Source organism: Burkholderia sp. RS01 (assembly GCF_039748055.1).
Lineage (GTDB): Bacteria > Actinomycetota > Actinomycetes > Actinomycetales > Micrococcaceae > Arthrobacter.
Map to the genome: position 1 here is coordinate 26868 of NZ_JBDLAK010000002.1, position 23647 is coordinate 50514.

A 23647-nucleotide genomic window follows, 5' to 3' on the forward strand; every position below is an offset into this window, starting at 1 on the left:
CCGGCTGCGAAGGTCTCAGGCCGAAGCGCTGGCTACTTGGCTGGTTCGCCGAACCAGGTGGTCTCGAACTTCTTCAAGGAGCCGTCGTCAGCCAGGCGCTTGAGGGTCGAGTTGACCTGATCGGCCATGGCGGTGTTGCCCTTCTTGATGGCGATGCCGAGCTTCTCACCGGTGGCGTAGTTTTCGACGCGCTTGATCTTGGCATCGTCCTTGATGGCGTAGCCGAGGACCGACTGGTTGCCGAGCGCGGCGTCGATGGTGCCTGCCTTGAGCGCCTGGACCAGGAGGCCGGTGTCCTCGAACTGCTGCGCGTCGAGGCCCTTGTCCTTGGCGTACTGCGCACCGGTGGTGGCCTGCTGGACGCCCACCTTCTTGCCCTTGGCGCTGTCGATGTTGGTGATGCCGGAAGCCTCGGTGGCAACCAGGGTCAGGTCATCGTTCAGGTACGGGCTGGAGAAGTCCATGACGGACTTGCGGGTGTCGGTGATGGAGATGGAGGAGATCGAGACGTCGCACTGGGTCAGGGCCGTTCCGGTCTCAATGGCCTCGAAGGAGCTGTCCACCACGTTGAGCTCCGCCTTCATGTCCTTGGCGAGCTCGGCCGCGATGTCCATGTCGAAGCCGACGTTCTTGCCGTCCTTCTGGAATTCGAACGGCTCGTAGGGGATGTCCGAGCAGACAGTGAGCTTGCCGGCGTTGATCAGCTGAACGCTGCCAGTGCTGCTGCTTGCCGCGGGAGTCGAGCCGCCACCGCCGCATGCGGTGAGGCTGAGGGCCCCGACAGCGAGGATCGCGGCGGCCTTCGCGCTGAGCTTGGCCGTGGCAAGGGACTTGAGCTGCATGTTTCTTACCTTTTGTTGCAGGAGTATGCGGGTCTAAAGCGGCTTATAGTGTATCTCTGAATAAGAGATATGCATCACAGGAAACTTAGTTTCACTATTGGATAACTAAATCACACCCGATATCAAGACCTTGGCGCCGTCGCGTGTCTGGAATCCCGGACTCTTGTCAATCTACGCCACCCCGCCCCTGTAGCCCAGTCCCGCGCCGCCTGCACTCCAGGCCGGCAGCCGGGCCGGCAGCTGTGGACCGCGCTAGCTGCTGATGCCCAGCGATTCCAGCATCGGGCGGAACTTGGCCCACGTCTCCGCCAGCTCGGCCTCCGGGTGCGACCCCTCGACTATTCCGCAGCCGGCATATAACCGGACGGTGTTCGGCGATTCGATAACGGCTCCGCGCAGGGCGATGCCCCATTCGCCGTTCCCCGCGGCATCGAGCCACCCCACCGGCCCGGCGTACGGCCCGCGGTCCAAATGCTCGAGCTTGCGGATCAGTGCACCGGCCACCTGCGTGGGGGTGCCGCACACGGCCGCCGTGGGGTGGAGCGCATTGATCAGGGCCAGGCACGTGGGGACGTGGCCCTCTACCTCCGTGAGCTCAGCCTTGACGTCCGATGCCAGGTGCCACACATTGGGCAGCTCCAGGATGAACGGTTCGCTGTGTGCGTTCATGGCCTCGGAGAACGGCGCAAGCTGGGTGGTCAGCGACTGGATCGCGATCTCGTGTTCGTGCCGCTGCTTCTCGGAGCCGGCCAGGACCCGCTCGGCGTAGTCCAGGGGCAGCCCGGCCTCGCCCAGGGCATCGCGCCGGTCCAGGGTTCCCGCCAGCACGCGCGCTTGGGCAGTGCGGCCCTCCACCTGGATCAGCATCTCCGGAGTGGCGCCCACGAGCCCGTCTACGCCGTATGTCCAGCACTCGCGGTACCGCACGGCCAGCTGCCGCAGCACCTCCGCCGCATTGACGCCCTCCGGCACCGTGGCCACCACGTCCCGCGCCAGCACCAGCTTTTCCAGCCGGCCCGTGCGGATCTCGGCAACCCCGGCGGCGACGGCGGCCATCCAGTCCGCTTCGCTCAGGGAACCGGTCTCCAGCGTGGCGGGTCCCGGACGTACGACCGCGGCACCCGCGTCCGCGGGCAGGTCGCCGCCGGGCATGTCGCGGCCGGGGGTAGCGGCGCCGGGAGCCCCGGAAGGGGCCGGCGACTCCAGCCACCCCGCCAGTGCGGCGAGGGCGCCCGCTTCGGTGAGTTCGCCGTCGTCGGCCTTGATCTGGGTGAGCCAGGTGCGGCCGTCCCGGACGCCCACCACGATCTCCGGCACGATCAGCCGGGACTCGTGGGCGGAAACCTTGGAGAACGCGAACGAGCCGAACGCGACCGGGCCGGTGCCGGGGCACTCCACGTGGTCGGTGATCTCGGCTTCGATGACCAGGTGCCGCCACCAGATGTCCGCCTCGAGGAACCGTTCGGGTCCCGTGGCCGTGAACCGGGCCACCTCGCCGAAGCCCACCAGGCCGGCCTCGCGGCGGGTCCAGCAGAGGACGTCGTCCCGCACCAGATACGACGGCAGCCCCCCGGGAGTCGATTCTCCATCCAAAGGGACTGTCAAGGTGCGGAGCGTTCTGGTCATGATGGGTCAACAGTACTCTGTTCTACTTAGCCCCCTCGGTACCTTTAAGTACCTCCGGCTCAGCGCACCACGCCCGGCGGCGGCAACGGTCCGCTAGGTACTTGAAAGTGGTTGACGGCAACGGTCCGCTAAGTACCTACAAGTACCTCACAGTAGATTCGGGTAGATTGTCAGGGTGAACCGAGCATCCTTGGATAAGCGTCCGGACGAAGTAGCCACGATGTTTGACGACGTCGCACCGAAGTACGACGTCGTCAACGATGTCCTGTCCATGGGGCAGACGCGCCGGTGGCGCAAGGTTGTGGTCGAGGCCATGGATGTGCGGCCCGGCCAGCGCGTGCTGGACCTTGCGGCCGGCACGGGAACCTCCAGCGAGCCATATGCCGATGCCGGCATAGACGTGGTGGCCTGCGACTTCTCGCTCGGCATGCTCAAGGTGGGTAAGCGCCGCCGCCCGGACATCGACTTCATCGCCGGCGACGCGACCAACCTGCCGTTCGCGGACAACACCTTCGACGCCAGCACCATCTCCTTCGGCCTGCGCAACGTCAACGAGCCCAAGAAGGCCCTGGCCGAGATGCTCCGGGTGACCAAGCCGGGCGGCAAGCTGGTCATCGCCGAGTTCTCCCAGCCCGTGGTCCCGCTGTGGCGCACCATGTACACCGAATACCTCATGCGGGCCCTCCCGGCCATCGCCGTGAAGGTGTCCTCGAACCCGGACGCCTACGTCTACCTCGCCGAATCCATCCGCGCCTGGCCGGACCAGGACCACCTCGCGGCGTGGCTGCAGGAATCCGGCTGGGAAGGCGTCACGTACCGCAACCTGAGCGGCGGCATCGTGGCGGTCCACCGCGCCCACAAGCCCCTCGATTCCACCCCCGACGGCGGGGCTGCCGCCATCGCCGCCCACACGGGCCCGGTGGCCAAGCTGCGCCGCAACATCCCGCGATCCGCCCGCTGACACTGTGAAGGTACTGATTGTCGGCGCGGGCCCGGCCGGGTCCACCGCCGCGTACTACCTCGCCAAGGCCGGCATCGACGTCACGGTGCTGGAAAAAACCAGCTTTCCGCGCGAAAAGGTGTGCGGTGACGGCCTCACCCCGCGGGCCGTCCGGGAGATCCAGAAGCTCGGCCTGCCGCACCCCGAAGCGGACGGCTGGCGCCGGAACAAGGGCCTGCGCCTGCTCGCCGGCGGCCGCTCCATCGAACTGCCCTGGCCTGAAGTGTCCGACTTTCCGCAGTACGGGCTGATCCGCACGCGGCTCGGCTTCGACGAGGAGCTGGCCCGCCATGCCCAGTCCGCGGGCGCCGCCGTGCTGGAATGCCACAGCGTCACCGAAGCGCTCCGCGGTGAGGACGGCCGCGTGGCCGGCGTCCGCGCAGCGCTCCTGGACGAGTCCGGACGCAAGACGGGGGAGACGCGCGACTTCACGGCCGACGTCGTCCTCGCGGCGGACGGAAACTCCACCCGCACCGCGGTGTCCCTCGGCATCCAGAAACGGGACGACCGCCCCCTCGGCGTCGCCGTGCGCACGTACTTCACCTCCCCGCGCCACGACGACGACTGGATGGAGGGCTGGCTGGAGCTCCCCGGCCGCGACGGCAAGCTGCTGCCCGGCTACGGCTGGGTGTTCGGCGCGGGCGACGGCACGTCCAACGTGGGCCTCGGCATCCTCAACTCGTCCAAGGAATTCGGCAAGCTGGACTACAAGCAGGTGCTCCGCGAATGGACCGCCGGCATGCCCGCCGAATGGGGTTTCACGCCGGAAAACCAGGTGGGCGAGATCCGCGGCGCCGCCCTGCCCATGGGCTTCAACCGCACACCGCACTACTCGCCGGGCCTGCTGCTCCTCGGCGACGCCGGCGGCATGGTGTCCCCGTTCAACGGCGAGGGCATCTCCTATGCCATGGAGTCCGCCCGCTTTGCGGCCGAGTTCATCATCGACGCCGCGGCCCGGTCCGCTTCTGCCGGCTGGACCGCGCACGACGCCGACGCCCGCCTCGCGGGGTACGCGGACTACGTGCGGGAGCAGTGGGGATCGCACTTCACGCTCGGCCGGGCCTTTGCCGCGCTGATCGGCAAGCCCGCGGTGATGAAGCTCGCGCTGCGGACCGGAATGCCCATCCCCGTGCTCATGCGCTTCGTGGTCCGGCTCCTGGCCAACCTGACCGACCCGGCCGCCAAAGGCTTCGAAGACCGCGTGATCCGGGTCCTGGAACTGCTGGTGCCCGCCACCTCCAATACGTCCGCCCATGCCCCGTCAGGCCTCAAATCAGCGGTTTCCGCAACAAAAAGTTAGGGTTAACCCGTGACCAACTCCGCGAACCACAGCTGGACGCACGCCGGGCATGGCCTGCCGGCCTCCGAACCCAGCCTCAACACCACCGCCATCGCCACCGGGCTCCAGCTGCCGGCAGGCTTCGCGGCCATCGCGGGCGACCCCGAACTCGGGCCTGCGATCACCAACAACCTGGCCCGCGTGGAGAAGAAGCTGCGCGAGGCCATCGCCAACTCCGACCCCCTGGCAGACGCAACGTCGCGTCACCTGGTGGAAGCCGGCGGCAAGCGCATCCGCCCCCTGCTGACCCTGCTCTGCGCACACCTCGGTGACGCGTCGCTGCCCGCCGTGGTGCAGGCCGCCGTCGTCGTTGAGCTGACCCACCTGGCCACGCTGTACCACGACGACGTCATGGACTCCGCGCCCTTCCGCCGCGGCGCCCCCACGGCGCACGAGGTCTGGGGCAACTCCGTGGCTGTCCTCACCGGCGACCTCATCTTTGCCCGCGCCTCCATCCTCGTCTCCGAGCTGGGCTCCCGCGCCCTGGGCATCCAGGCGCGCACCTTCGAGCGGCTGTGCCTGGGCCAGCTGCACGAAACCGTGGGCCCGCGACCGGACGAGGACCCGGTGGAGCACTACCTGTCGGTCATCGCAGACAAGACCGGCTCCCTGGTGGCGGCCTCGGGCCAGCTCGGTGCGATCTTTGCCGGCGCCGACGAAGCCTACGAGGACGTCTTGGTGCAGTACGGCGAAAAGGTTGGCGTGGCCTTCCAGCTGGCCGACGACGTCATCGACGTCACCGGCGTCAAGGTCAAGTCCGGCAAGTCCCCGGGAACCGACCTGCGCGAGGGCGTCCCCACGCTGCCGGTTCTGCTCCTGCGCAACGCCGCGACGCAGGGCGACCAGTCCGCCGTCGAACTTCTTAAGCTGATCGACGGCGACCTCTCCTCCGACGCAGCCCTCGCCGACGCCGTTGCCGGGCTGCGCGAGCACCCCGTCACCGCCGAGTCCTGGGTCGTTGCCCGCGCGTGGGCCGACGAGGCCATTGCCGCGCTGGCGCCGCTGCCCGAGGGCGTCGTGAAGGATTCGCTGACCAGCTTCGCCCGGGCCGTGGTGGACCGCGCGAGCTAAGGCCCTGGCCGCCCGGGCGGATTCGCCCGGCTTGGCTGGCCTCGGTGGCTCAAACGGAACGGCCCCGGTTCCCTGCAGCGTTACGAGTCATACGCTGCGTGGAACCGGGGCCGTTTCTCCGTTCGCATCAGATCCACCGGAGGCATTTAGTGGATCCGTGAACAGTCTATGACAGTTTTGTCACACATTTCAAATCTGTTGTTAATGGGCGTGTCACACTGCTTGGGCTGCCCTGCCGCGCCGTCCTGACCTTGTTTGGTCTCCGTCCGTGGAGGACACGCCGATGGGGTGGCGCGCCGTCAGCAGTCGTCCGGGGAAGTGGGTCACGACGGATCCGGGTTGGGTTGTGCACATAGGTAAGTCCACGGCTCCCCATCCCCGCCGAGTGCAGGGACCGTGGAGTGATGGACCTTCAGACCTTCCTGGCGCGACGCGGGGGAGCGGCCCGGAGAAGCGAGCTCATGCGAGCCGGCTTCCTCCGGCGCACCCTCGAGGCTGGCGTTGACGCCGGGCGCCTGCACCGGCCGCTGCGGGGAGTGTACGCGCTGCACAACGCGGACGACGGCGTCCTGGCCGCCTTCAGGTACAACAGCCGGCTCACCTGTGTGTCGGCAGCGCGGTTCTACAGCCTGTGGGCCCTGCATCCGCCGCAAGAAGTGCACCTGAGCTGCGGCAACGGTGTTCCAAAGCCGGGGGTGATTGACCATGCACCGTGTACGCACGACCCCGACCCGGCCTATCCGGTGGCGGGCCTGGCTGATGTGCTTCTTCATGCGATGAGGTGCCTGCCGGAGCTCGAAGCGCTGGCCTTAGTGCAGTCAGCCACCGGCCGAGGCCAGATTTCCTCCGACTTCCTGCGGAGCAAACTCGTCGGGAACAGGAACGGCCGCGCCCGGGCAGTGCTGGATCTGTTGATTCCGCGAGCGGACTCCGTGCTGGAGATACTGGCCCATACGCACTTCATCCGCGCCGGCCTCAAGGTCCGTATGCACGTCCACCTCCCGGGGGTGGGCGAGGTGGATTGCCTGGTTGAGGAATGTCTGGTGGTGGAACTGGACGGCTCCACGCACTTTGAACCCCGGCAGGTCAAGAAGGATAATCGGCGGAACAATGCCGGCATGCTCGGGGGCCGTCTCACACTGCGCTATTACTACGACGACGTGGTGTATCACCCCGAGGCCATGGTGGAACAGGTCCTGGCGGTGCTCCGTCTGCGGGCATTGGGAAGGTTCGCACCCGAGTGACCCCCCCCAGGTGAGTGCCGCCGTCGTGACCCTCTTTGCCGCCGCGGGCCCCAAGACACGCAGGCTCAGCGGCGAGCCGCGGCCCGTCGGCGGCCAAACAGGGTCAGGACGGCGCGCGGCCGCAACCAAGGCGAGGGTGCGGCCGGACAGGGCTTTAGTCGTCGTCCTCGTTGAAGGCCCAGTCGAACATGTCGAACACGAACTCCGAGAACGTGCCTTCTTCGCTCTTCCACTGGCCGCGGAGGTTGTTGCGGCGGTACACGATGGGGTCCGGGACGCTGAGGTCGGCCACGCGGAAGCCCCAGGTGAACTGCTCTTCCTCGTCCTCAAGGAACATGAGGAAGCCGTCGTCGTCCACTTCGAGTTCCTCGGGGTCCCAGAAGTAGTGGTAGGCCTCCATGAGGTCCTCGCAGCCGCCGAGGGCCAGGTAGAACTCGCGGAGCACAAGCGGGATGGTGAACTGATGCTCGGCAAGGGCGGAATCGAGCTCGTCGGCCGGTAGCCCGTCCTCTTCCTGCCATTCGTCTTCGAGATACTTCGGAACTAGCTCGCGGAACTTCTCGAGGAACATGTCAGTCATGGCTCTTATCCTAGCTAATCCCGGCCCCTCGAATTGCCGCTGTCCAGCCCCAGCCGGTGCCACCCGCGCACGGCCAGCGGAACGTGCCACGAGCGGCGCCAGGCCAGCACGCGGAAGGTGAAAACAACGGCCGCCACGGCACACGCGGAGAGCGCATTGAATGACCCCGAAACCCACAGCACTGTGGTCAGCGCCGCGCCGGTGAACGCGGGCAGGGCGTAGAGGTCCCTGGCATCGAACAGCTGTGGCACCTCATTGGCGGTGATGTCGCGCAGCAGGCCCCCGCCCACCGCCGTCGTGACCCCCAGCAGCACTGCCGCGACGGGATTCATCCCGGAGGACAGCGCCTTCAGCGTGCCCGTAATGCAGAACAGGGCCAGGCCGCCGGCGTCGAACAGGGTCAGCAGCGACGTGAAGCGCTGCACGCTGGAGAACAGGAAGTACACCAGCACCGTGGCCAGCAGCGGCGGCGCGAGGTACGCGGGGTTGGTGAAGGCCGCCGGCGGTCCGGAGTTGATGATGATGTCGCGGATCACGCCGCCGCCCAGCGACACCAGGGACGCGAGCAGCAGGGAGCCGATGATGTCGAACTGTTTCCGCGCCGCGAGCAGGGAGCCGGAGACTGCGAAGAAAAAGACGCCGGCCAGGTCCAGCCAAACCAGGGCGATGTCAAAAGGGAATGTCATGGAGCGTCCCGGCTAATTTCAAGGGGCGGACAGTGCGGCTCCAACGTTACGCTAGCCCGTATGAACAGCCCGATCATGATCGCTTGTGCCCACGGGACCTCCAACGCGCAGGGGGCCGCCGAGGTCAACGCCCTCCGCGACGCCATCGCCGCGCTCCGGCCCGGACTCGACGTCCGCGAGGCATACGTGGACGTGCAGCAGCCCGATCTGGTGGACGTGGTGGCGGGACTTCCCGAGGCGTCCGGCGAGGTGTCCGGCAACGGGGGAGAGGCCGACGGCGGATCGGCAGCCTCCGCTGTTGTGGTGCCGCTGCTGTTGAGCGTGGGATATCACGTGAAGGTGGACATCGCCCGGGCCGTCAAGAGCCGGCCGGGGACCCTGGCCGCCGCCCCGCTGGGACCCGACCCCCGCCTGGCCGCGCTGCTGGACCAGCGGCTCCGCGAGGCGGGCGTCACGGACAACGACGCGATCGTGCTGGCCGCCGCCGGCTCCTCGAACCCCAACGCCGCGGTAAGTGTTGAGAAGCTCGCCGAGCAGCTCGGAGCCCTCCGGTCCAACCGGATCGTGGCCGCCTACGGTGCGTCCGCCAAGCCCTCAGTGCCCGAGGCCGTTGCCATGCTCCGCGAGGAAGCCGCGGGCGGCGCGGGGGCAGGGGAGTCCGCCGGGGCAGTGGACCTGGGCGGCCGGGTGGTTGTCGCGTCGTACCTGCTGGCGCCGGGCTTCTTCCACGACCAGCTCGCCAAGGCCGGCGCCGACCTCGTGACGGCGCCGCTGCTGCCGTCGCCGGTGCTGGCGGAGATCGCGCTGGAGCGTTACGACGCCGCGCTGGCCGCGCACACCGCCGCCGCCTGACGCCGCGCCGGGCGCGGTCGCGGAAGCGCCGGGAATGCACAGCTGGGCGGTCCGTTCAAGGCCCTCCGGCGATTCATGACGAAATATTTCCCTAGGTGACTTAGCGTTTCCGGAGCCTTTGTGACGTGTTTCCGGGCGGCCCTACAGTCGATGCATGACTGATACAGCTCTAGCCGGAGCGGCCACGGAAAAGCCCGCGCGCCCAGCCCGCGCCTCCCGCCCCGCTGCAAAGCCTCACGGCCAGTGGAAGGTGGACGGGACCACCCCGCTGAACGCCAACGAAACCTGGAAGCAGGAAGACGACGGCCTCAACGTCCGCGAGCGTATCGAGTCCATCTATTCCAAGGACGGCTTCGACTCCATTCCGGGCCAGGACCTGCACGGCCGCTTCCGCTGGTGGGGCCTCTACACCCAGCGCAAGCCCGGGATCGACGGCGGCAAGACCGCCACGCTTGAGCCGCACGAGCTCGAAGACAAGTACTTCATGCTGCGCGTGAGGATCGACGGCGGTGCGCTCACCACCGAGCAGCTGCGCGTCATCGGCAACATCTCGGTCGACTTCGCCCGCGACTCCGCCGACCTCACCGACCGGCAGAATATCCAGCTGCACTGGATCCGGGTGGAAGACATCCCGGAGATCTGGACCCGCCTCGAGGGCGTGGGCCTGTCCACCACCGAAGCCTGCGGCGACGTGCCCCGCGTCATCCTCGGCTCGCCCGTGGCCGGCATCGCCAAGGACGAAATCATCGACCCCACCCCGCTCATCGCCGAGCTGGGCGAACGGTTCATCGGCAACCCGCTGCTGTCCAACCTGCCGCGCAAGTACAAGACCGCCATCACCGGGCACCCCAGCCAGGACGTGGTGCACGAGATCAACGACTTCGCCCTGGTGGGCGTCAAGCACCCCGAACTCGGCATCGGCTACGACCTCTGGGCAGGCGGCGCGCTGTCCACGAACCCGATGCTGGGCAAGCGCCTCGGCGCGTTCGTCACGCCCGAACAGGCAGCCGACGTGTGGCTCGGCGTCACCAGCATCTTCCGCGACTACGGTTACCGCCGCATGCGCACCAAGGCGCGCCTGAAGTTCCTGATGGCCGACTGGGGCCCGGAGAAGTTCCGCCAGATCCTCGAGGACGAATACCTCGGCTACAAGCTGGCCGACGGTCCCGCCGCGCCGAAGCCGACCACCCCGGGCGACCACGTGGGCGTGCACGAACAGAAGGACGGCAAGTTCTTCATCGGCGCCACCCCGCTGGCCGGCCGCCTGTCCGGCACCCAGCTGGTCAAGCTCGCGGACACCCTCGAAGCCCGCGGCTCCCGCCGCCTGCGCACCACGCCGCACCAGAAGCTGGTGGTGCTGGATGTCCCCAAGGACGAGGTTGAACCACTGGTGGCCGAGCTCGACGCCCTGGGTCTCTCCGCCCGGCCGTCAGTGTTCCGCCGCGGCACCATCGCCTGCACCGGCATCGAATACTGCAAGCTGGCCATCGTGGAGACCAAGGTCACTGCCGCCACCGCCGTCGCCGAACTGGAACGCCGCCTCGCGGACCTGGCCGACAGCGGCCAGTTGCCGCACGCCCTGTCCCTGCACATCAACGGCTGCCCCAACTCCTGTGCCCGCATCCAGACCGCGGACATCGGGCTTAAGGGCATGATGCTCCCCACACCCGACGGCGACCCCTCCCCGGGTTTCCAGGTCCACCTGGGCGGCGGGCTGGCTTCCTCGGACCGCGAAGAGGCCGGCCTGGGACGTACCGTCCGCGGCCTGAAAGTGTACGTTGCGGACCTGCCGGACTACGTCGAGCGCGTGGTGCGGAAGTTCGTGGCCGAACGCGCCGAAGGGCAGACCTTCGCCGAATGGGCCCACGCGGCAGATGAAGAGGCACTCCAGTGAGCAAGCACGCACTTGGGATTGACCCGGTGGTTGAGCCGGTCGAAACCCCCGTCGCCACCAGCGGTGCTGAGGTGCCGAGCGTGTCCAAGCGCTCTGTCGAGGAGCTCAAGGCCCTGGCCGAGGCCGGTGCCGCAGAGCTCGGCTGGGACGCCCCCGCCCGCGACGTCATCGCCTGGGTGGAGCGCAACTTCGAGCTGCCCGCCGTTGCCGTTGCCTGCTCCATGGCCGACGCCGTCCTGCCTGCGCTCGTCGCGGACCAGCTTCCCGGCGTCGACGTCCTGTTCCTGGAGACCGGCTACCACTTCCCGGAGACCTACGCCACGCGCGACGAAGTGGCCGCGAACCTGCGGGTCAACGTGGTGGACGTGCTTCCCGAGAACACCGTGGAACAGCAGGACCGGCTCCTGGGCAAGGACCTCTTCGCCCGCGATGCCGCCCAGTGCTGCGCGCTCCGCAAGGTGGCCCCGCTGCGCCGCACCCTCGCCGGCTACGAACTCTGGTTCACCGGAGTCCGCCGCGACGAAGCCCCTACCCGCACCAACACCCCGCTGGTCACGTTCGACGAAGCCAACGGCCTGGTCAAGGTCAACCCGGTGGCCGCCTGGACCTTCGACCAGCTGGTGCAGTACTCCGATGACAACCTCCTTCCCGTCAACCCGCTCCTCTCCCAGGGCTACCCGTCGATCGGGTGCCAGCCGTGCACCCGCAAGGTGGCCCCCGGCGACGATCCCCGCGCCGGCCGCTGGGCAGGAACCAACAAGACAGAATGCGGACTACACGTATGAGCACTTTCCTAACTGAGGAGCCCACCCTGGTGAACGACGCAGCCGTTTCAACGCGCCTCTCCAGCCTGGACACCCTCGAGTCCGAGGCCATCCACATCATCCGCGAGGTGGTTGCCGAGTTCGAGAAGCCTGCGCTGCTGTTCTCCGGCGGCAAGGATTCCGTGGTGATGCTGCACCTGGCCACCAAGGCGTTCTGGCCGGGCAAGGTTCCGTTTCCCGTGCTGCACGTGGACACCGGCCACAACTTCCCCGAGGTCATCGACTTCCGCGACCGCACGGTTGAGCGCCTGGGCCTGAAGCTGGTTGTCGGCTCAGTCCAGGAGTTCATCGATTCCGGCGAGCTGGCCGAGCGCGCCGACGGCACCCGCAACCCGCTGCAGACCGTCCCGCTGCTGGACGCGATCCAGCGCAACAAGTTCGACGCCGTCTTCGGTGGCGGCCGCCGCGACGAGGACAAGGCCCGCGCCAAGGAGCGCATCCTGAGCCTCCGCGACGAGTTCGGCCAGTGGGACCCGCGCAACCAGCGCCCCGAGCTGTGGAACCTGTACAACGGCCGCCACACCGTGGGCCAGCACGTCCGTGCGTTCCCCATCAGCAACTGGACCGAGCTGGACGTGTGGCGCTACATCGAGCGCGAAAACATCGAGCTGCCCGGCCTGTACTACGCCCACGACCGCGAGGTCTTTGCCCGCGACGGCATGTGGCGTGCAGTGGGCGAGGTTTCGCAGCCCCGCCCCGATGAGGAAGTCATCACCAAGACCGTCCGCTACCGGACCGTGGGCGACATGTCCTGCACCGGCGCCGTCGAGTCGGCTGCCGCCACGGTGCGCGACGTCGTCATCGAAGTTGCCGCCTCCACCATCACCGAACGTGGCGCCACCCGCGCGGATGACCGCATCTCCGAGGCCGCCATGGAAGACCGCAAGAAGGATGGCTATTTCTAATGAGCACCGAAATCGACACCGCCCGCGCGGCTGCCCTTCTTGACGAGGCACCGCTCGCGCACGCCTCGCTCTTCCGCTTCGCCACCGCCGGATCGGTCGACGACGGCAAATCCACCCTGGTGGGCCGCCTCCTGCATGATTCCAAGGCGATCCTCGCCGACCAGCTCGACGCCGTGGCACGCACCTCCGCGGACCGCGGCTTCGGCGGCTCGGCCGGCGGCATCGACCTGGCGCTGCTGACCGACGGCCTGCGTGCCGAGCGCGAGCAGGGCATCACCATCGACGTGGCCTACCGCTACTTCGCCACGGACCGCCGCAGCTTCATCCTGGCGGACTGCCCCGGCCACGTGCAGTACACCAAGAACACGGTGACCGGCGCGTCCACCGCGGATGCCGTCGTCGTACTCATCGACGCCCGCAAGGGTGTCCTGGAGCAGACCCGCCGGCACCTCTCCGTGCTGCAGCTGCTGCGTGTGGCCCACGTGATTGTGGCCGTGAACAAAATCGACCTGGTGGACTTCAGCGAGAGCGTGTTCCGCGAGATCGAGGCGGACGTGCAGAGGGTGGGCCGCGAGCTCGGCCTCGGCGCTGACGGCATCACCGACCTTCTGGTGGTTCCGGTTTCCGCGCTCGACGGCGACAACGTGGTGGAGCGCTCGGAGCGCACCCCCTGGTACACCGGCCCGGCCCTGCTCGAGGTGCTCGAGACCCTGCCCGCCGCGGACGAGCTGGAAAGCCATCTGGAGAGCTTCCGCTTCCCGGTGCAGCTGGTGGTCCGGCCGCAGGGCGCGCTGGCTCCCGATGCGGTGGCCGGCGGACTCGACGTCGAGAAGTACCGTGACTACCGCGCTTACGCCGGGCAGATCACCGAAGGCTCGGTCAAGGTGGGGGACAAGGTCAGCGTGCTGACCCCCGGCCAGGACCCGCGCACCACCACCGTGACCGGCATCGACTTTGCCGGCGCGGAACTGGACGAAGCCACCGCGCCGCAGTCCGTGGCCATCCGCCTGGCCGACGAGTTCGACGTCGCCCGCGGTGACACGATCGCCGCAGCTGGCACGGTCCGCGAAAGCTCGGCCGACCTCTACGCCGCGCTCTGCTGGCTGTCCCCGAAGCCGCTCCGCGAGGGCGCCAAGGTGCTGGTCAAGCACGGCACCCGCACGGTCCAGGCGCTGGTCCGCAGCGTCAGCGGCAAGCTGGACCTCGCCACGTTCAAGCTCGAAGGCGCGTCCAGCCTGGAACTCAACGACATCGGCCACGCGCAGCTCCGGCTCGCCGCCCCGCTGCCGCTGGAGAACTACCTGCACCACCGCCGCACTGGCGCGTTCCTGGTGATCGATCCCCTGGACGGCAACACCCTCGCCGCGGGCCTGGTCAAGGACCACCCGGGCGACCACGAGGACGAGCGCTACTCGATCTGATCGTTTGGCCGCTGATCGGCTTGGCGACCGGAAGGCCCCGGCCCGGAATTATCCGGACCGGGGCCTTCCGGCATTCCCGCAGGCGCGAGTGGTGGCGGTTCCGTGCCGGGCGGACTGTTGACAGCCGCCGTCCCGTGCACGATAGTTTCTCCCTGATGGCCCCGAAACGGACATCTCCATGGCAGGCCTTCGGGCCGCGAACAGTGCGGGGACAAAGTGGCGAGCAGCGTGCAGTTAACGCAGCGACAGGAAGCGCTCCTGCCGCTGCTGCGTGCTGCCGCAGAACAGCTACCCGCCACCCGCCGTCGCCAAGGGTTGATTGTGAGTTAGAGCCTGCATCCAGCAGGCCCTTAGCCCCGCAACCAGCAATGGTTCGGGGCTTTTGTCTTTGGATCCGGACAGTACCCGAACCTCTTTGTTTGACCGGAACGCCAGTTCCACCGAAGTGCCCGTGCCGCCGCACCGCGGAACGGCCCGACGAGAGGAAATCGTGGAAACCATCAACAGCCGGCTCATCAACTGGGCATCCATCCTGGACGCCAAGACCCGTGAGCAGGCCCTGGCAACCTCCCGGCTGCCCTTCATCTACCCGCATCTGGCGCTGATGCCCGATGCACACCTTGGCAAGGGCGCCACGGTCGGATCCGTCATCCCCACCCTCGGCGCCATCATCCCGGCCGCCGTCGGCGTGGACATCGGCTGCGGCATGATCGCGGTCAGGACCCAGTACGCGGTGAAGGAACTGCCCCGCGACCGGAAGGCCCTGCGCGAGGCGATTGAGCGCGCCATTCCGCTGTCCGCCGGCCACAACAACCGGAAGGTCGCGGCCACGGCGGCGCCGCGGATCGCCGAGCTGGAGAAGCTCGCCGCACAGGCGGGATTCAACCCGGCCCAGTACACCGGGAAATGGGATCTGCAGCTTGGCTCGCTCGGATCGGGCAACCACTTCATCGAGGTGTGCGCGGACGAGACGGACGCCGTCTGGCTGTTCCTGCACTCGGGCTCGCGGGGCGTGGGCAACAGGATTGCGCAGCACCACATCAAGGTGGCGCAGGGAGTTGCCCGGCAGAAGCGCGTCACGCTGCCGGACCCCGACCTCGCCTACCTGGAGGAGGGCACGCCCGAGTTCACCCGGTACATCAAGGAACTGCGGTGGGCCCAGCACTTCGCCTTGCTGAACCGCGAGGAAATGATGGACCGCGTCATCCGGCAGTTCAGCGAGTGGGTGGACGGCCGCGTGAAGGAGAGGGAGCGGATCAACTGCCACCACAACTTCACCCAGCAGGAGACCCACTACGGCAAGTCTGTCTGGGTGTCCCGCAAGGGCGCGATCCGGGCCGAGGCCGGGGACCCCGGCCTGATTCCCGGGTCCATGGGCACGGCGTCGTACGTGGTGGAGGGACTCGGCAACGCCGTCTCGCTGAATTCCTCGCCGCACGGGGCCGGGCGGGAGTACTCGCGGACCGCGGCCCGCAAGGCCTTCTCGCTGGCGGAGCTGAAGGAGGCCATGCAGGGCATTGAATTCCGCGCCACGGAGGCCTTCGTGGACGAGATCCCGGCGGCGTACAAGCCGATCGACCAGGTGATGCGTGACGCCGAAGACCTCGTCAAGGTGCGCCACCGCCTGCGGCAGCTCATCAATGTCAAGGGGGACTGAGCCCTAATTTCGGGTTCGCCGGGGGCATGGAGATTTGTGTGGCCGAATGTGACGCTGCATGAACCTGCATGACCCCCGGTTTCCGGCTCATTGAACCGGGTTTATGACACTCCCTATGGTGAATTCATGACTAGTTCCAGGCCGGGTATGACCCGCATTGTGGCCGGCGAAAGCCAAGTGCCCAAGCGCAGGCGCACCCTTGAGATCGCCCTGGCCCTTGGTTTGGTCCTGTTGATCAGCGTAGGAGCCATAGTGGCCTCGGCTGTGTCGCGGGGTTCCGACGCCACTGCCGCGTCAACGTCCCCCGCCGGCCCGGCCGCGGAGCTGAAGCTGGGCTACTTCGGGAACATCACCCACGCCGCCGCTTTGGTGGGCGTGAAGCAGGGCTTCATCAAGGAGAACCTGGGCGGCACCAAGCTTTCCACCCAGGTGTTCAACGCCGGCCCCGCGGCGATCGAGGCGCTGAACGCCGGCGCGATCGATGCGACCTACATCGGTCCGAACCCGGCCATCAACTCCTTCGTCAAGAGCAAGGGCGAGTCCATCAGCATCATCGCCGGCGCCGCCTCGGGCGGGGCGCAGCTGGTGGTCAAGCCCGGGATCAAGACCGCGGCGGATCTGAAGGGCAAGACCCTGGCCTCGCCGCAGCTGGGCGGCACCCAGGACGTGGCGCTGCGCGCCTGGCTGGGCAAGCAGGGCTACAAGACCAACACCGACGGCGGCGGAGACGTGGCGATCAACCCCACCGAGAACGCCCAGACGCTGAAATTGTTCCAGGACGGCAAGCTCGACGGCGCGTGGCTGCCCGAGCCCTGGGCCTCCCGGCTGGTGCTCCAGGCCGGCGCGAAGGTCCTGGTGGACGAGAAGGACCTGTGGGACGGTTCGCTGACCGGGAAGCCGGGCGCGTTCCCCACCACCGTCCTGATCGTGAACAAGAAGTTCGCCGCCGAGCACCCGCAGACCGTGGAAGGCCTGCTCAAGGGGCACGTCGAAGCGGTCAAGTGGCTCAACGATACCCCGGCCGCTCAGAAGGCCGCGGTAGTGAACGCAGCCCTGAAGCAGGACTCCGGGAAGGCGCTGCCGCAGGACGTCATCGACCGCTCGCTGCAGAACATCGTGTTCACCGTAGACCCGCTCGCCGGCACGTTCACCAAGCTCCTGCAGGACGGCGTGGACGCCGGCACCACCAAAAAGGCCGACATCAACGGCATCTTCGACCTCACCACGCTGAACACGGTATCCGCGGAACACGCCTCCGCGGCAGGGCTGGGCCAGGACTAGCCGGGCCGCGCTCCACTGCACTCGAAGCACCACGCACCACGAACAAAGGACGGGACCATGCCAGTCGTACTGGAAAACCTGGGCAAACGCTTCGGCGACGGCGCCCCGGTGCTGGACGACGTCAACGCCACCATCGGCAAGGGCGAGTTCGTCGCCCTCCTCGGTGCGTCCGGCTGCGGCAAGTCCACCCTGCTGAACATCATGGCGGGACTCGAGGTCCCGACGTCGGGCGCCCTTGAGGTGCCCAGCGACGGTGCCGCCTTCATGTTTCAGGACGCCGCCCTCTTCCCGTGGCTGACGGCCCGGGAAAACATCGAACTCGCCCTGAAGCTGCGCGGCGTGGGCAAGGCTGAGCGGCGGATCAAGGCCAACGAACTGCTGGACCTAGTGCACCTGGCCGAGGCCGGGGACAAGCGCCCTCACGAGCTCTCCGGCGGCATGCGCCAGCGCGTGTCCCTGGCCCGCTCCCTGGCCCAGGACCGGCAGCTGCTCCTCATGGATGAGCCGTTCGCAGCGCTGGACGCCATCACCCGCGACCTGCTGCACGACGAGCTCGAACGCATCTGGAAGGAAACCGGCCGCACCATTGTGTTCGTGACGCACAACGTCCGCGAGGCCGTCCGGCTGGGCCAGCGCGTGCTCCTGCTGTCCTCCCGGCCCGGCCGTGTGGTGCAGGAATGGAACGTCACCGAGGAACACCGTACCGACGCCGGTCTTGCCGGACAGCTGACCGGGGTCATCACCGCCCGGCTGCGAGAGGAGATCCGCCGCCATGCCAAATAATTCATCTCCCGTGGCCGAGACGCCCCGGGCAACGGAGTCCCCGCTGGCCGAGACCCCGATTTCGGCAAGCTCAATCAGCGAGCACGATTCGACAACCGCCGGCACAGGCTCAACCGGCGGCACAGGCTCAGCCGGGGCGCACGAAGAGACGCGCAAAGTCCACGCCGCCCTGACCCGGTCCTCCACCGGCTCCGCTGACCTTCGCGAACTCGAATCCGGGCTGGACTCGCTGCAGTCCGACGCCCTTCGCAAGGCCCGCGTCGACTGGAGCCGCATCCTGCTGCCGGTGGCGGCGCTCGTGGTGCTCGTCATCATCTGGCAGGCCTACGTCTCGCTCGGCCTCAAGCGCCGCGACCTGGTGCCCGGCCCGCTGGATGTGGCGGAGCAGTTCGGCACCCTCTGGGCCGAGGGTTCGCTGCAGGAAGCCGTGTGGACCTCGCTGCAGCGCGGGCTCGTGGGCTTCCTCATCAGCGTTGCCATCGCCACGCCCATCGGGCTGCTGCTGGCCCAGGTGGCACCGCTGCGCAGGGCATTCGGTCCGCTCATCTCCGGCCTCCAGGTGCTGCCGTCAGTGGCGTGGGTGCCGGCGGCCATCATCTGGTTCGGCCTCACGGACGCCACCGTGTACTTCGTGGTGTTCATGGGCGCCATCCCGTCCATCATCAACGGCCTGATCTCCGGCGTGGACCAGATCCCGCCGCAGTACCGAAGCGTGGGCACCGTGCTGGGCGCCTCACGCTTCCAGATGGCCGTGCAGATCATCCTTCCCGCTGCCCTTCCCGGGTACCTCAGCGGGCTCAAGCAGGGCTGGGCGTTCTCGTGGCGTTCGCTCATGGCCGCGGAAATCATCGCGGTGGGCGGCACCATCGGCTTCGGGCTCGGCTCCATGCTGAACCAGGGCCGCGACCTCGCCGACATGACCATCGTGATGTCCGCGATCCTGCTGATCCTGGCCGTGGGCATCCTGATCGAACTCCTCGTCTTCGCGCCGATCGAGAAACGCCTGCTCCAGCGCCGCGGCCTCCTGGCCGGCAGCAGCCGCTAAAGCACCTCAGCCACACCAAGCAGAAAGCCCGACGGCGACCATCGCCGTCGGGCTTTCTGCTGTCCTTTCGCCGCGGCTGACGGAACCTTGTTCCGCCGATGCCGCGTGCCTAGACTCACGGTTAGGACGGCACCAGGCCCATCCTGACGACGATTTGAGGCGATAGCCGTGGCACCAAAATTTGGCTTGCTGGCACTGGTTGAGGCCAAGCCCGGGAAGGAACAGGAAGTTTGGGACTTCCTCAGCGGGGGCCGCGAGATAGTGCTCACCGAGCCGGGCACCAGGACCTGGTACGCATTCCGGGTCACCGAGGACACCTTCGGCATTTTCGACACTTTTGACACCGAGGAGGACCGGCAGGCCCACCTCAACGGGGCCATTCCCGCCGCCCTGAGCCAATACGGTCCGGCCCTGCTCGCCATGGATCCGTACATCCGGCCCATTGAGCTTATCGCCGTGAAGTAGCGGCCCGCGCGGGGCGGGGGCGGCCGTACGCCGCCCCGCACCTATGTGACGCAGCGTTACCTTACGTGAACTGGTGTTTCCGCGCCGTTGGTCCGGTATGTGACGCGGCCCTACCGTTGATTCATGGCAATTCAGGACATCTACCCAACGGCACTGCGCCTGCTCGGCCGCCCCGTGCTGGTGGTGGGCGGCGGGCCCGTGGCCACGCGCCGCGCGAAGGGCCTGCTCGACGCCGGTGCCCGCGTCACCGTGGTGGCTCCTGACGCCTCCGCCGGGCTCCGCGAACTCGCCGGCGCCGGCCTGCTCACCTGGGAACCCCGCACCTACTCTTCTTCCGACGTCGACGGCGTCTGGTTCGTCCAGACCGCCACCGGCGATCCCGCCGTGGACGCGCAGGTCTCGGCCGACGCCGAGGCACAGCGCGTCTGGTGCGTCAACGCCTCCGACCACGAAGCCTCCGCAGCCTGGACCCCCGCCGTCGCCGTGGTGGATGACGTCAAAATCGCCGTGAACGCCGGGGGAGACCCGCGCCGCGCCATGGCCCTGCGCGACGCCGTCGCCACCGCGCTGGAAACCGGCGACCTGCCATTGCGCCGGCGCCGCGTTTCGACAAACGCGGCTTCTGCCGGTTCCGTGGCCCTCGTCGGCGGCGGCCCCGGCGACACCGGGCTCATCACCGTGCGCGGCCGGCGGCTCCTGGGCCAGGCCGACGTCGTGGTCGCAGACCGCCTGGGCCCGCGCGAACTGCTCAACGAACTGGCCCCCGATGTCCGCATCATCGAGGTCGGCAAGACGCCGGGCCACCACCCCGTGCCGCAGGCCGAGATCAACCGCATCATCGTGGACGAAGCCCTTGCCGGCCACCGCGTGGTGCGCCTCAAAGGCGGGGATCCCTACGTCCTGGGCCGCGGCGGCGAGGAAGCGGAGTTCTGCCGCCACCACGGCGTCGAGGTTGAAGTGGTTCCCGGCGTAACATCCGCCATCTCCGTGCCCGCCGCGGCCGGTATTCCCGTGACGCACCGCGGCCTGGCCAAGGGCTTCAGTGTGGTGACCGGCCACGAGGAACTGTCCGAGGTTCCGGCCCGCGCGGACCACACCGTGGTGCTCCTCATGGGAGTGGGCCAGCTGCGCGAATCGGCGGCCGCCCTGGTCCTCGCCGGTCTGCCCGGGGACACGCCGGTTGGTATTGTGGAGAACGGCTACCTGCCGAACCAGCGCGTGACGATCGGCACCGTCGAGGCCATCGCCGACCAGGCCGAGGCCACCGGCGTCGCGAATCCTGCCGTGATCGTCATAGGTGACGTTGTCCGCGTGAGCCCCTTCGCGCCGTCGCACTTCAAGACCGCTGACTACAGCACCACCAGCCCCAACAAGCCCCGTACAAGCACCACCCGCGTTCTCACCCCCTAGCCCCCGTTCCCCAACCAGGTAGCAGCTCACGCCGTTCTGAGCCGTCAAATCGACGTCAGCTGCTACCCAGTTGGGCGGGACCGAAGAAAAGGAACACAGCCGTGTCAACCAGCACCACCGTAGGAACCGCTGCCCGCCCGTTGCGCGTGGCCGTCGTCGGCTCCGGCCCGGCCGGCGTCTACGCTGCGGACATCCTCACCAAGAGCGAGGCCGTCAAGAGCGGCGAGCTGGCCGTGAGCATCGACCTCTTTGACCGCTACCCGGCCCCCTACGGACTGATCCGCTACGGCGTTGCCCCGGACCACCCGCGCATCAAGGGCATTGTCAACGCCCTGCACAAGGTCCTGGACCGCGGCGACATCCGCTTCTTCGGCAACGTGGACTACGGCACGGACCTCTCCATCGAGGACCTGCGCACCCACTACGACGCCGTCATCTTCGCCACCGGCGCCATCAAGGACGCCGACCTGAACATCCCGGGCATCGAGCTGGACGGCTCCTACGGCGGCGCGGACTTCGTTTCCTGGTACGACGGCCACCCGGACGTGTCCCGCGAATGGCCGCTGGACGCCAAGGAAATCGCCGTGATCGGCAACGGCAACGTGGCCCTGGACGTGGCCCGCGTCCTGTCCAAGCACGCGGACGACCTCCTGGTCTCCGAGATCCCGGACAATGTCTACGCCGGCCTGAAGGCATCGCCGGTCACGGACGTCCACGTCTTCGGCCGCCGCGGCCCCGCCCAGGTCAAGTTCACCCCGCTGGAACTGCGCGAGCTGTCCCACTCCAAGGACGTGGACATCATCCTGTACCCGGAGGACTTCGAGTTCGACGAGGAATCCGACCGCCAGATCCAGAGCAACAACCAGACCAAGACCATGGTGGGCACGCTCACCAACTGGATCGCCGAACAGCCCGAGGACCTCTCCGAACTCAAGGCCTCCCGCCGCCTGCACCTGCACTTCCTGCACAGCCCGGTGGAGATTTACGACGACGCCGAGAACCCCGGGCGCGTCAGCGGCATGAAGTTTGAACGCACCGAACTGGACGGCACGGGCAACGCCCGCGGCACCGGCGAGTACGTCGACTACCCGGTGCAGGCCGTCTACCGCGCGATCGGCTACTTCGGTTCAGCCCTTCCGGAGATCGAATTCGACCACAAAAAGGGCGTCGTCCCGAACGCCGGCGGCCGCGTGCTGGACGCGTCCGGCGAGCACGTTCCGGGCATCTACGCCACCGGCTGGATCAAGCGCGGCCCCGTGGGCCTGATCGGCCACACCAAGGGCGACGCCCTGGAAACCGTGACGTACCTGCTGGAAGACCGCGAGAACCTGCCGGTTGCCGAGGCACCCGCCGCCAGCGCCGTCGTCGACCTCCTGGAAAGCCGCGGCGTGCAGTACACCAGCTGGGAAGGCTGGCTCGCCCTGGACGCACATGAACTCGCCCTGGGCGCCGAGGCCACCGCGGCCGGCGGATCGCACGGCGTCGAGGTCAAGCGCGAGCGCATCAAGGTTGTGCCGCGCGAGGACATGGTTGCCATCTCCCGCGACGGAGTTGCCGCCAGCGTCTAGCTTTTTCCGCAACGCGGGGTCACTTCGCGCCCAATAATCCGACCGGATTGGGCGTCAAGTGACCCCGCGTTTGCTGTAACGGCGGCTAGGCTCCCGCGCCCCGGCGGCCATGAGTTCGAGCCGCTTCAGCGTCTCCGTATTGCGCAGGCTAATGAGCGGAACCCGCAGGGCCTTGGGAACCGCGAGGCCCGGTCCGCGGACGGCGTCCTCGGCGATGGTGACGCGGCACTGCGGCCCCAGGTCTTCGAGGGTGATGACCACCTTGGCCTCGCCGACGGGCCAGGCGCGCGCGATCAGCTCCAGCTTCCGGCCGGGATCGGCAGCCGCGACCCTGGTGGAATCATTGATGAGCAGGGGCCACGCCCCCACGGAATGATGGAGCCGCGCGTCCTTTTCCGGCCAGTGGGCGTCCACGGAGCGGATCCTCGACGCGCCCACAACCCAGCCGGAGTAGAGCCAGCCGTCGGCCAACACCTTCCAGACGTCTGCTGCCGGCGAATTGAAGACCTGCGTGACGGTTGACATGGGGTTCCTTTCATCCGGGTCGTGCTGGCCGGTTGCTGAGATCCGGCCGGCCTTCTGCCGGGTCTTTCGGGGTGTTGCCATTGGCGGCGCAGCCCGGCGGGCCGCGCGGTAAGAGCGTTCCCGGAGCCGGCGCGCCCACGGATAGGTCCCGGCTCCGGGCAGCGGATGCTCCAAGGGATCGAAACGGGCTGGCGTGTCCCCGGAAGCCGGGGCTGCCCGCAGCCGGAGCACTCCGGCGGGGACCCACCTGCCGGCGGGCGTGGCAAAGGAGAGCGCCAAGGACCATTCGCCGTCGGCCAGTGAATCCTTGAAGTTGCCGCCGGTATCGGCCCGGCCCGTGGCTCCGGACGGCAGGGAGAGTGTCCGCAGCCCCAGAAGCACGGGTCCGTCCGCACCCTGGTAGGGCATCAGCGTGGTGAATCGGGCGGAGCCGACGTCCAGCTTCGGAATCAGCACGAACCGGGCGGGGAAGCCCCAGCCCGTCGAGGCGAACAACATGTCCGCCGGCTGGTCGGCGGAACCGGAGCGGAGGGCCAGACCGAGAATGTCCGGCAGCGCTTCCGGCAGGCCCACGGAGCGGGAGAAACGAGCCTGCACGTGCTCCGTTCCGGCGGCGTCCAGCCAGGCGA

21 protein-coding genes are annotated in these 23647 nt (G+C 68.0%); 16 read left to right on the top strand and 5 right to left on the bottom strand.

All coding sequences use genetic code 11. The features are described from left to right. Positions 1–32: 32 nt before the first annotated feature. Both ABFP37_RS02090 and ABFP37_RS02095 read right to left on the bottom strand, forming a co-directional pair. On the bottom strand, positions 33–842 hold the full coding sequence (locus ABFP37_RS02090) for an ABC transporter substrate-binding protein (protein WP_347032591.1): 810 nt from the start codon (positions 840–842) through the stop codon (positions 33–35). 252 nt (positions 843–1094) lie between these two features. Then, positions 1095–2468: an isochorismate synthase gene (locus ABFP37_RS02095; RefSeq protein WP_347032592.1), complete on the bottom strand. Its 1374-nt coding sequence runs from the start codon at positions 2466–2468 to the stop codon at positions 1095–1097. A 175-nt stretch (positions 2469–2643) separates the two neighbouring features. On the opposite strand from ABFP37_RS02095, the gene ABFP37_RS02100 reads away from it, so the two are divergent. The 4 genes from ABFP37_RS02100 (at position 2644) to ABFP37_RS02115 (ending at position 7122) form a co-directional block, all read left to right on the top strand. Next, positions 2644–3429, top strand: a complete 786-nt coding sequence (locus tag ABFP37_RS02100; RefSeq protein ID WP_078029789.1) for a demethylmenaquinone methyltransferase — start codon at positions 2644–2646, stop codon at positions 3427–3429. A gap of 4 nt (positions 3430–3433) precedes the next feature. Further along, on the top strand, positions 3434–4768 hold the full coding sequence (locus tag ABFP37_RS02105) for a geranylgeranyl reductase family protein (protein ID WP_347032593.1): 1335 nt from the start codon (positions 3434–3436) through the stop codon (positions 4766–4768). 9 nt (positions 4769–4777) lie between these two features. Next, positions 4778–5878, top strand: coding sequence for a polyprenyl synthetase family protein (locus tag ABFP37_RS02110; RefSeq protein WP_078029788.1), 1101 nt, complete (start codon positions 4778–4780; stop codon positions 5876–5878). Positions 5879–6282: 404 nt separating this feature from the next. After that, positions 6283–7122 carry a type IV toxin-antitoxin system AbiEi family antitoxin domain-containing protein gene (locus ABFP37_RS02115; protein WP_078029787.1) on the top strand — a complete coding sequence of 280 codons (840 nt, stop codon included), beginning with the start codon at positions 6283–6285 and terminating at the stop codon, positions 7120–7122. Positions 7123–7276: 154 nt separating this feature from the next. On the opposite strand, the gene ABFP37_RS02120 is transcribed toward ABFP37_RS02115, so the two are convergent. Continuing rightward, a complete protein-coding gene (locus tag ABFP37_RS02120) occupies positions 7277–7702 on the bottom strand; it encodes a hypothetical protein (RefSeq protein WP_078029786.1) in 426 nt (141 codons plus the stop codon). A 14-nt stretch (positions 7703–7716) separates the two neighbouring features. Next, positions 7717–8388, bottom strand: a complete 672-nt coding sequence (locus ABFP37_RS02125; RefSeq protein WP_078029785.1) for a trimeric intracellular cation channel family protein — start codon at positions 8386–8388, stop codon at positions 7717–7719. Between the two features lie 60 nt (positions 8389–8448). Here ABFP37_RS02125 and ABFP37_RS02130 point away from each other — a divergent pair, with 60 nt between their 5' ends. From ABFP37_RS02130 to ABFP37_RS02185, 12 genes are all read left to right on the top strand, one after another. Then, positions 8449–9240: a CbiX/SirB N-terminal domain-containing protein gene (locus ABFP37_RS02130; protein WP_347032594.1), complete on the top strand. Its 792-nt coding sequence runs from the start codon at positions 8449–8451 to the stop codon at positions 9238–9240. A gap of 154 nt (positions 9241–9394) precedes the next feature. Then, positions 9395–11134, top strand: coding sequence for a nitrite/sulfite reductase (locus tag ABFP37_RS02135; RefSeq protein ID WP_078029783.1), 1740 nt, complete (start codon positions 9395–9397; stop codon positions 11132–11134). After that, positions 11131–11919, top strand: coding sequence for a phosphoadenylyl-sulfate reductase (locus ABFP37_RS02140; protein WP_347032595.1), 789 nt, complete (start codon positions 11131–11133; stop codon positions 11917–11919). Before ABFP37_RS02135 ends, ABFP37_RS02140 begins: the two co-directional genes overlap by 4 nt. Then, complete coding sequence (cysD, locus tag ABFP37_RS02145) at positions 11916–12863, top strand: sulfate adenylyltransferase subunit CysD (RefSeq protein ID WP_347032596.1); 948 nt, start codon at positions 11916–11918, stop codon at positions 12861–12863. Before ABFP37_RS02140 ends, cysD begins: the two co-directional genes overlap by 4 nt. Continuing rightward, entirely contained in the window at positions 12863–14284 is a 1422-nt protein-coding gene (locus tag ABFP37_RS02150) for a GTP-binding protein (protein WP_347032597.1), read from the top strand. Before cysD ends, ABFP37_RS02150 begins: the two co-directional genes overlap by 1 nt. Positions 14285–14774: 490 nt before the next feature. Continuing rightward, complete coding sequence (locus ABFP37_RS02155) at positions 14775–15941, top strand: RtcB family protein (protein ID WP_347032598.1); 1167 nt, start codon at positions 14775–14777, stop codon at positions 15939–15941. Between the two features lie 126 nt (positions 15942–16067). Next, complete coding sequence (locus ABFP37_RS02160) at positions 16068–17222, top strand: ABC transporter substrate-binding protein (protein WP_347032599.1); 1155 nt, start codon at positions 16068–16070, stop codon at positions 17220–17222. 57 nt (positions 17223–17279) lie between these two features. Then, positions 17280–18005: an ABC transporter ATP-binding protein gene (locus tag ABFP37_RS02165; RefSeq protein WP_078029294.1), complete on the top strand. Its 726-nt coding sequence runs from the start codon at positions 17280–17282 to the stop codon at positions 18003–18005. Next, positions 17995–19050: an ABC transporter permease gene (locus ABFP37_RS02170; RefSeq protein WP_260680585.1), complete on the top strand. Its 1056-nt coding sequence runs from the start codon at positions 17995–17997 to the stop codon at positions 19048–19050. The genes ABFP37_RS02165 and ABFP37_RS02170 overlap by 11 nt, the downstream gene beginning before the upstream one ends. A gap of 168 nt (positions 19051–19218) precedes the next feature. Next, on the top strand, positions 19219–19515 hold the full coding sequence (locus ABFP37_RS02175) for an antibiotic biosynthesis monooxygenase (RefSeq protein WP_078029293.1): 297 nt from the start codon (positions 19219–19221) through the stop codon (positions 19513–19515). Positions 19516–19638: 123 nt separating this feature from the next. Then, positions 19639–20925: a uroporphyrinogen-III C-methyltransferase gene (cobA, locus tag ABFP37_RS02180; RefSeq protein ID WP_347032600.1), complete on the top strand. Its 1287-nt coding sequence runs from the start codon at positions 19639–19641 to the stop codon at positions 20923–20925. 101 nt (positions 20926–21026) lie between these two features. Then, a complete protein-coding gene (locus ABFP37_RS02185) occupies positions 21027–22493 on the top strand; it encodes an FAD-dependent oxidoreductase (RefSeq protein WP_347032601.1) in 1467 nt (488 codons plus the stop codon). 54 nt (positions 22494–22547) lie between these two features. Here ABFP37_RS02185 and ABFP37_RS02190 read toward each other — a convergent pair whose 3' ends face one another. Further along, positions 22548–23615 (bottom strand): SRPBCC family protein, encoded by a 1068-nt coding sequence (locus tag ABFP37_RS02190; protein WP_347032602.1) that lies wholly within the window; start codon positions 23613–23615, stop codon positions 22548–22550. Positions 23616–23647 lie beyond the last annotated feature (32 nt).

What these genes read in the sequence shown, in the direction of transcription:
- ABFP37_RS02090 (WP_347032591.1), bottom strand. Translation starts at nt 842, where the DNA reads ATGCAGCTCAAGTCCCTTGCCACGGCCAAGCTCAGCGCGAAGGCCGCC.
- ABFP37_RS02095 (WP_347032592.1), bottom strand. Translation starts at nt 2,468, where the DNA reads ATGACCAGAACGCTCCGCACCTTGACAGTCCCTTTGGATGGAGAATCG.
- ABFP37_RS02115 (WP_078029787.1), top strand. Translation starts at nt 6,283, where the DNA reads ATGGACCTTCAGACCTTCCTGGCGCGACGCGGGGGAGCGGCCCGGAGA.
- ABFP37_RS02120 (WP_078029786.1), bottom strand. Translation starts at nt 7,702, where the DNA reads ATGACTGACATGTTCCTCGAGAAGTTCCGCGAGCTAGTTCCGAAGTAT.
- ABFP37_RS02125 (WP_078029785.1), bottom strand. Translation starts at nt 8,388, where the DNA reads ATGACATTCCCTTTTGACATCGCCCTGGTTTGGCTGGACCTGGCCGGC.
- ABFP37_RS02130 (WP_347032594.1), top strand. Translation starts at nt 8,449, where the DNA reads ATGAACAGCCCGATCATGATCGCTTGTGCCCACGGGACCTCCAACGCG.
- ABFP37_RS02135 (WP_078029783.1), top strand. Translation starts at nt 9,395, where the DNA reads ATGACTGATACAGCTCTAGCCGGAGCGGCCACGGAAAAGCCCGCGCGC.
- cysD (WP_347032596.1), top strand. Translation starts at nt 11,916, where the DNA reads ATGAGCACTTTCCTAACTGAGGAGCCCACCCTGGTGAACGACGCAGCC.
- ABFP37_RS02150 (WP_347032597.1), top strand. Translation starts at nt 12,863, where the DNA reads ATGAGCACCGAAATCGACACCGCCCGCGCGGCTGCCCTTCTTGACGAG.
- ABFP37_RS02160 (WP_347032599.1), top strand. Translation starts at nt 16,068, where the DNA reads ATGACTAGTTCCAGGCCGGGTATGACCCGCATTGTGGCCGGCGAAAGC.
- ABFP37_RS02165 (WP_078029294.1), top strand. Translation starts at nt 17,280, where the DNA reads ATGCCAGTCGTACTGGAAAACCTGGGCAAACGCTTCGGCGACGGCGCC.
- ABFP37_RS02170 (WP_260680585.1), top strand. Translation starts at nt 17,995, where the DNA reads ATGCCAAATAATTCATCTCCCGTGGCCGAGACGCCCCGGGCAACGGAG.
- cobA (WP_347032600.1), top strand. Translation starts at nt 19,639, where the DNA reads ATGGCAATTCAGGACATCTACCCAACGGCACTGCGCCTGCTCGGCCGC.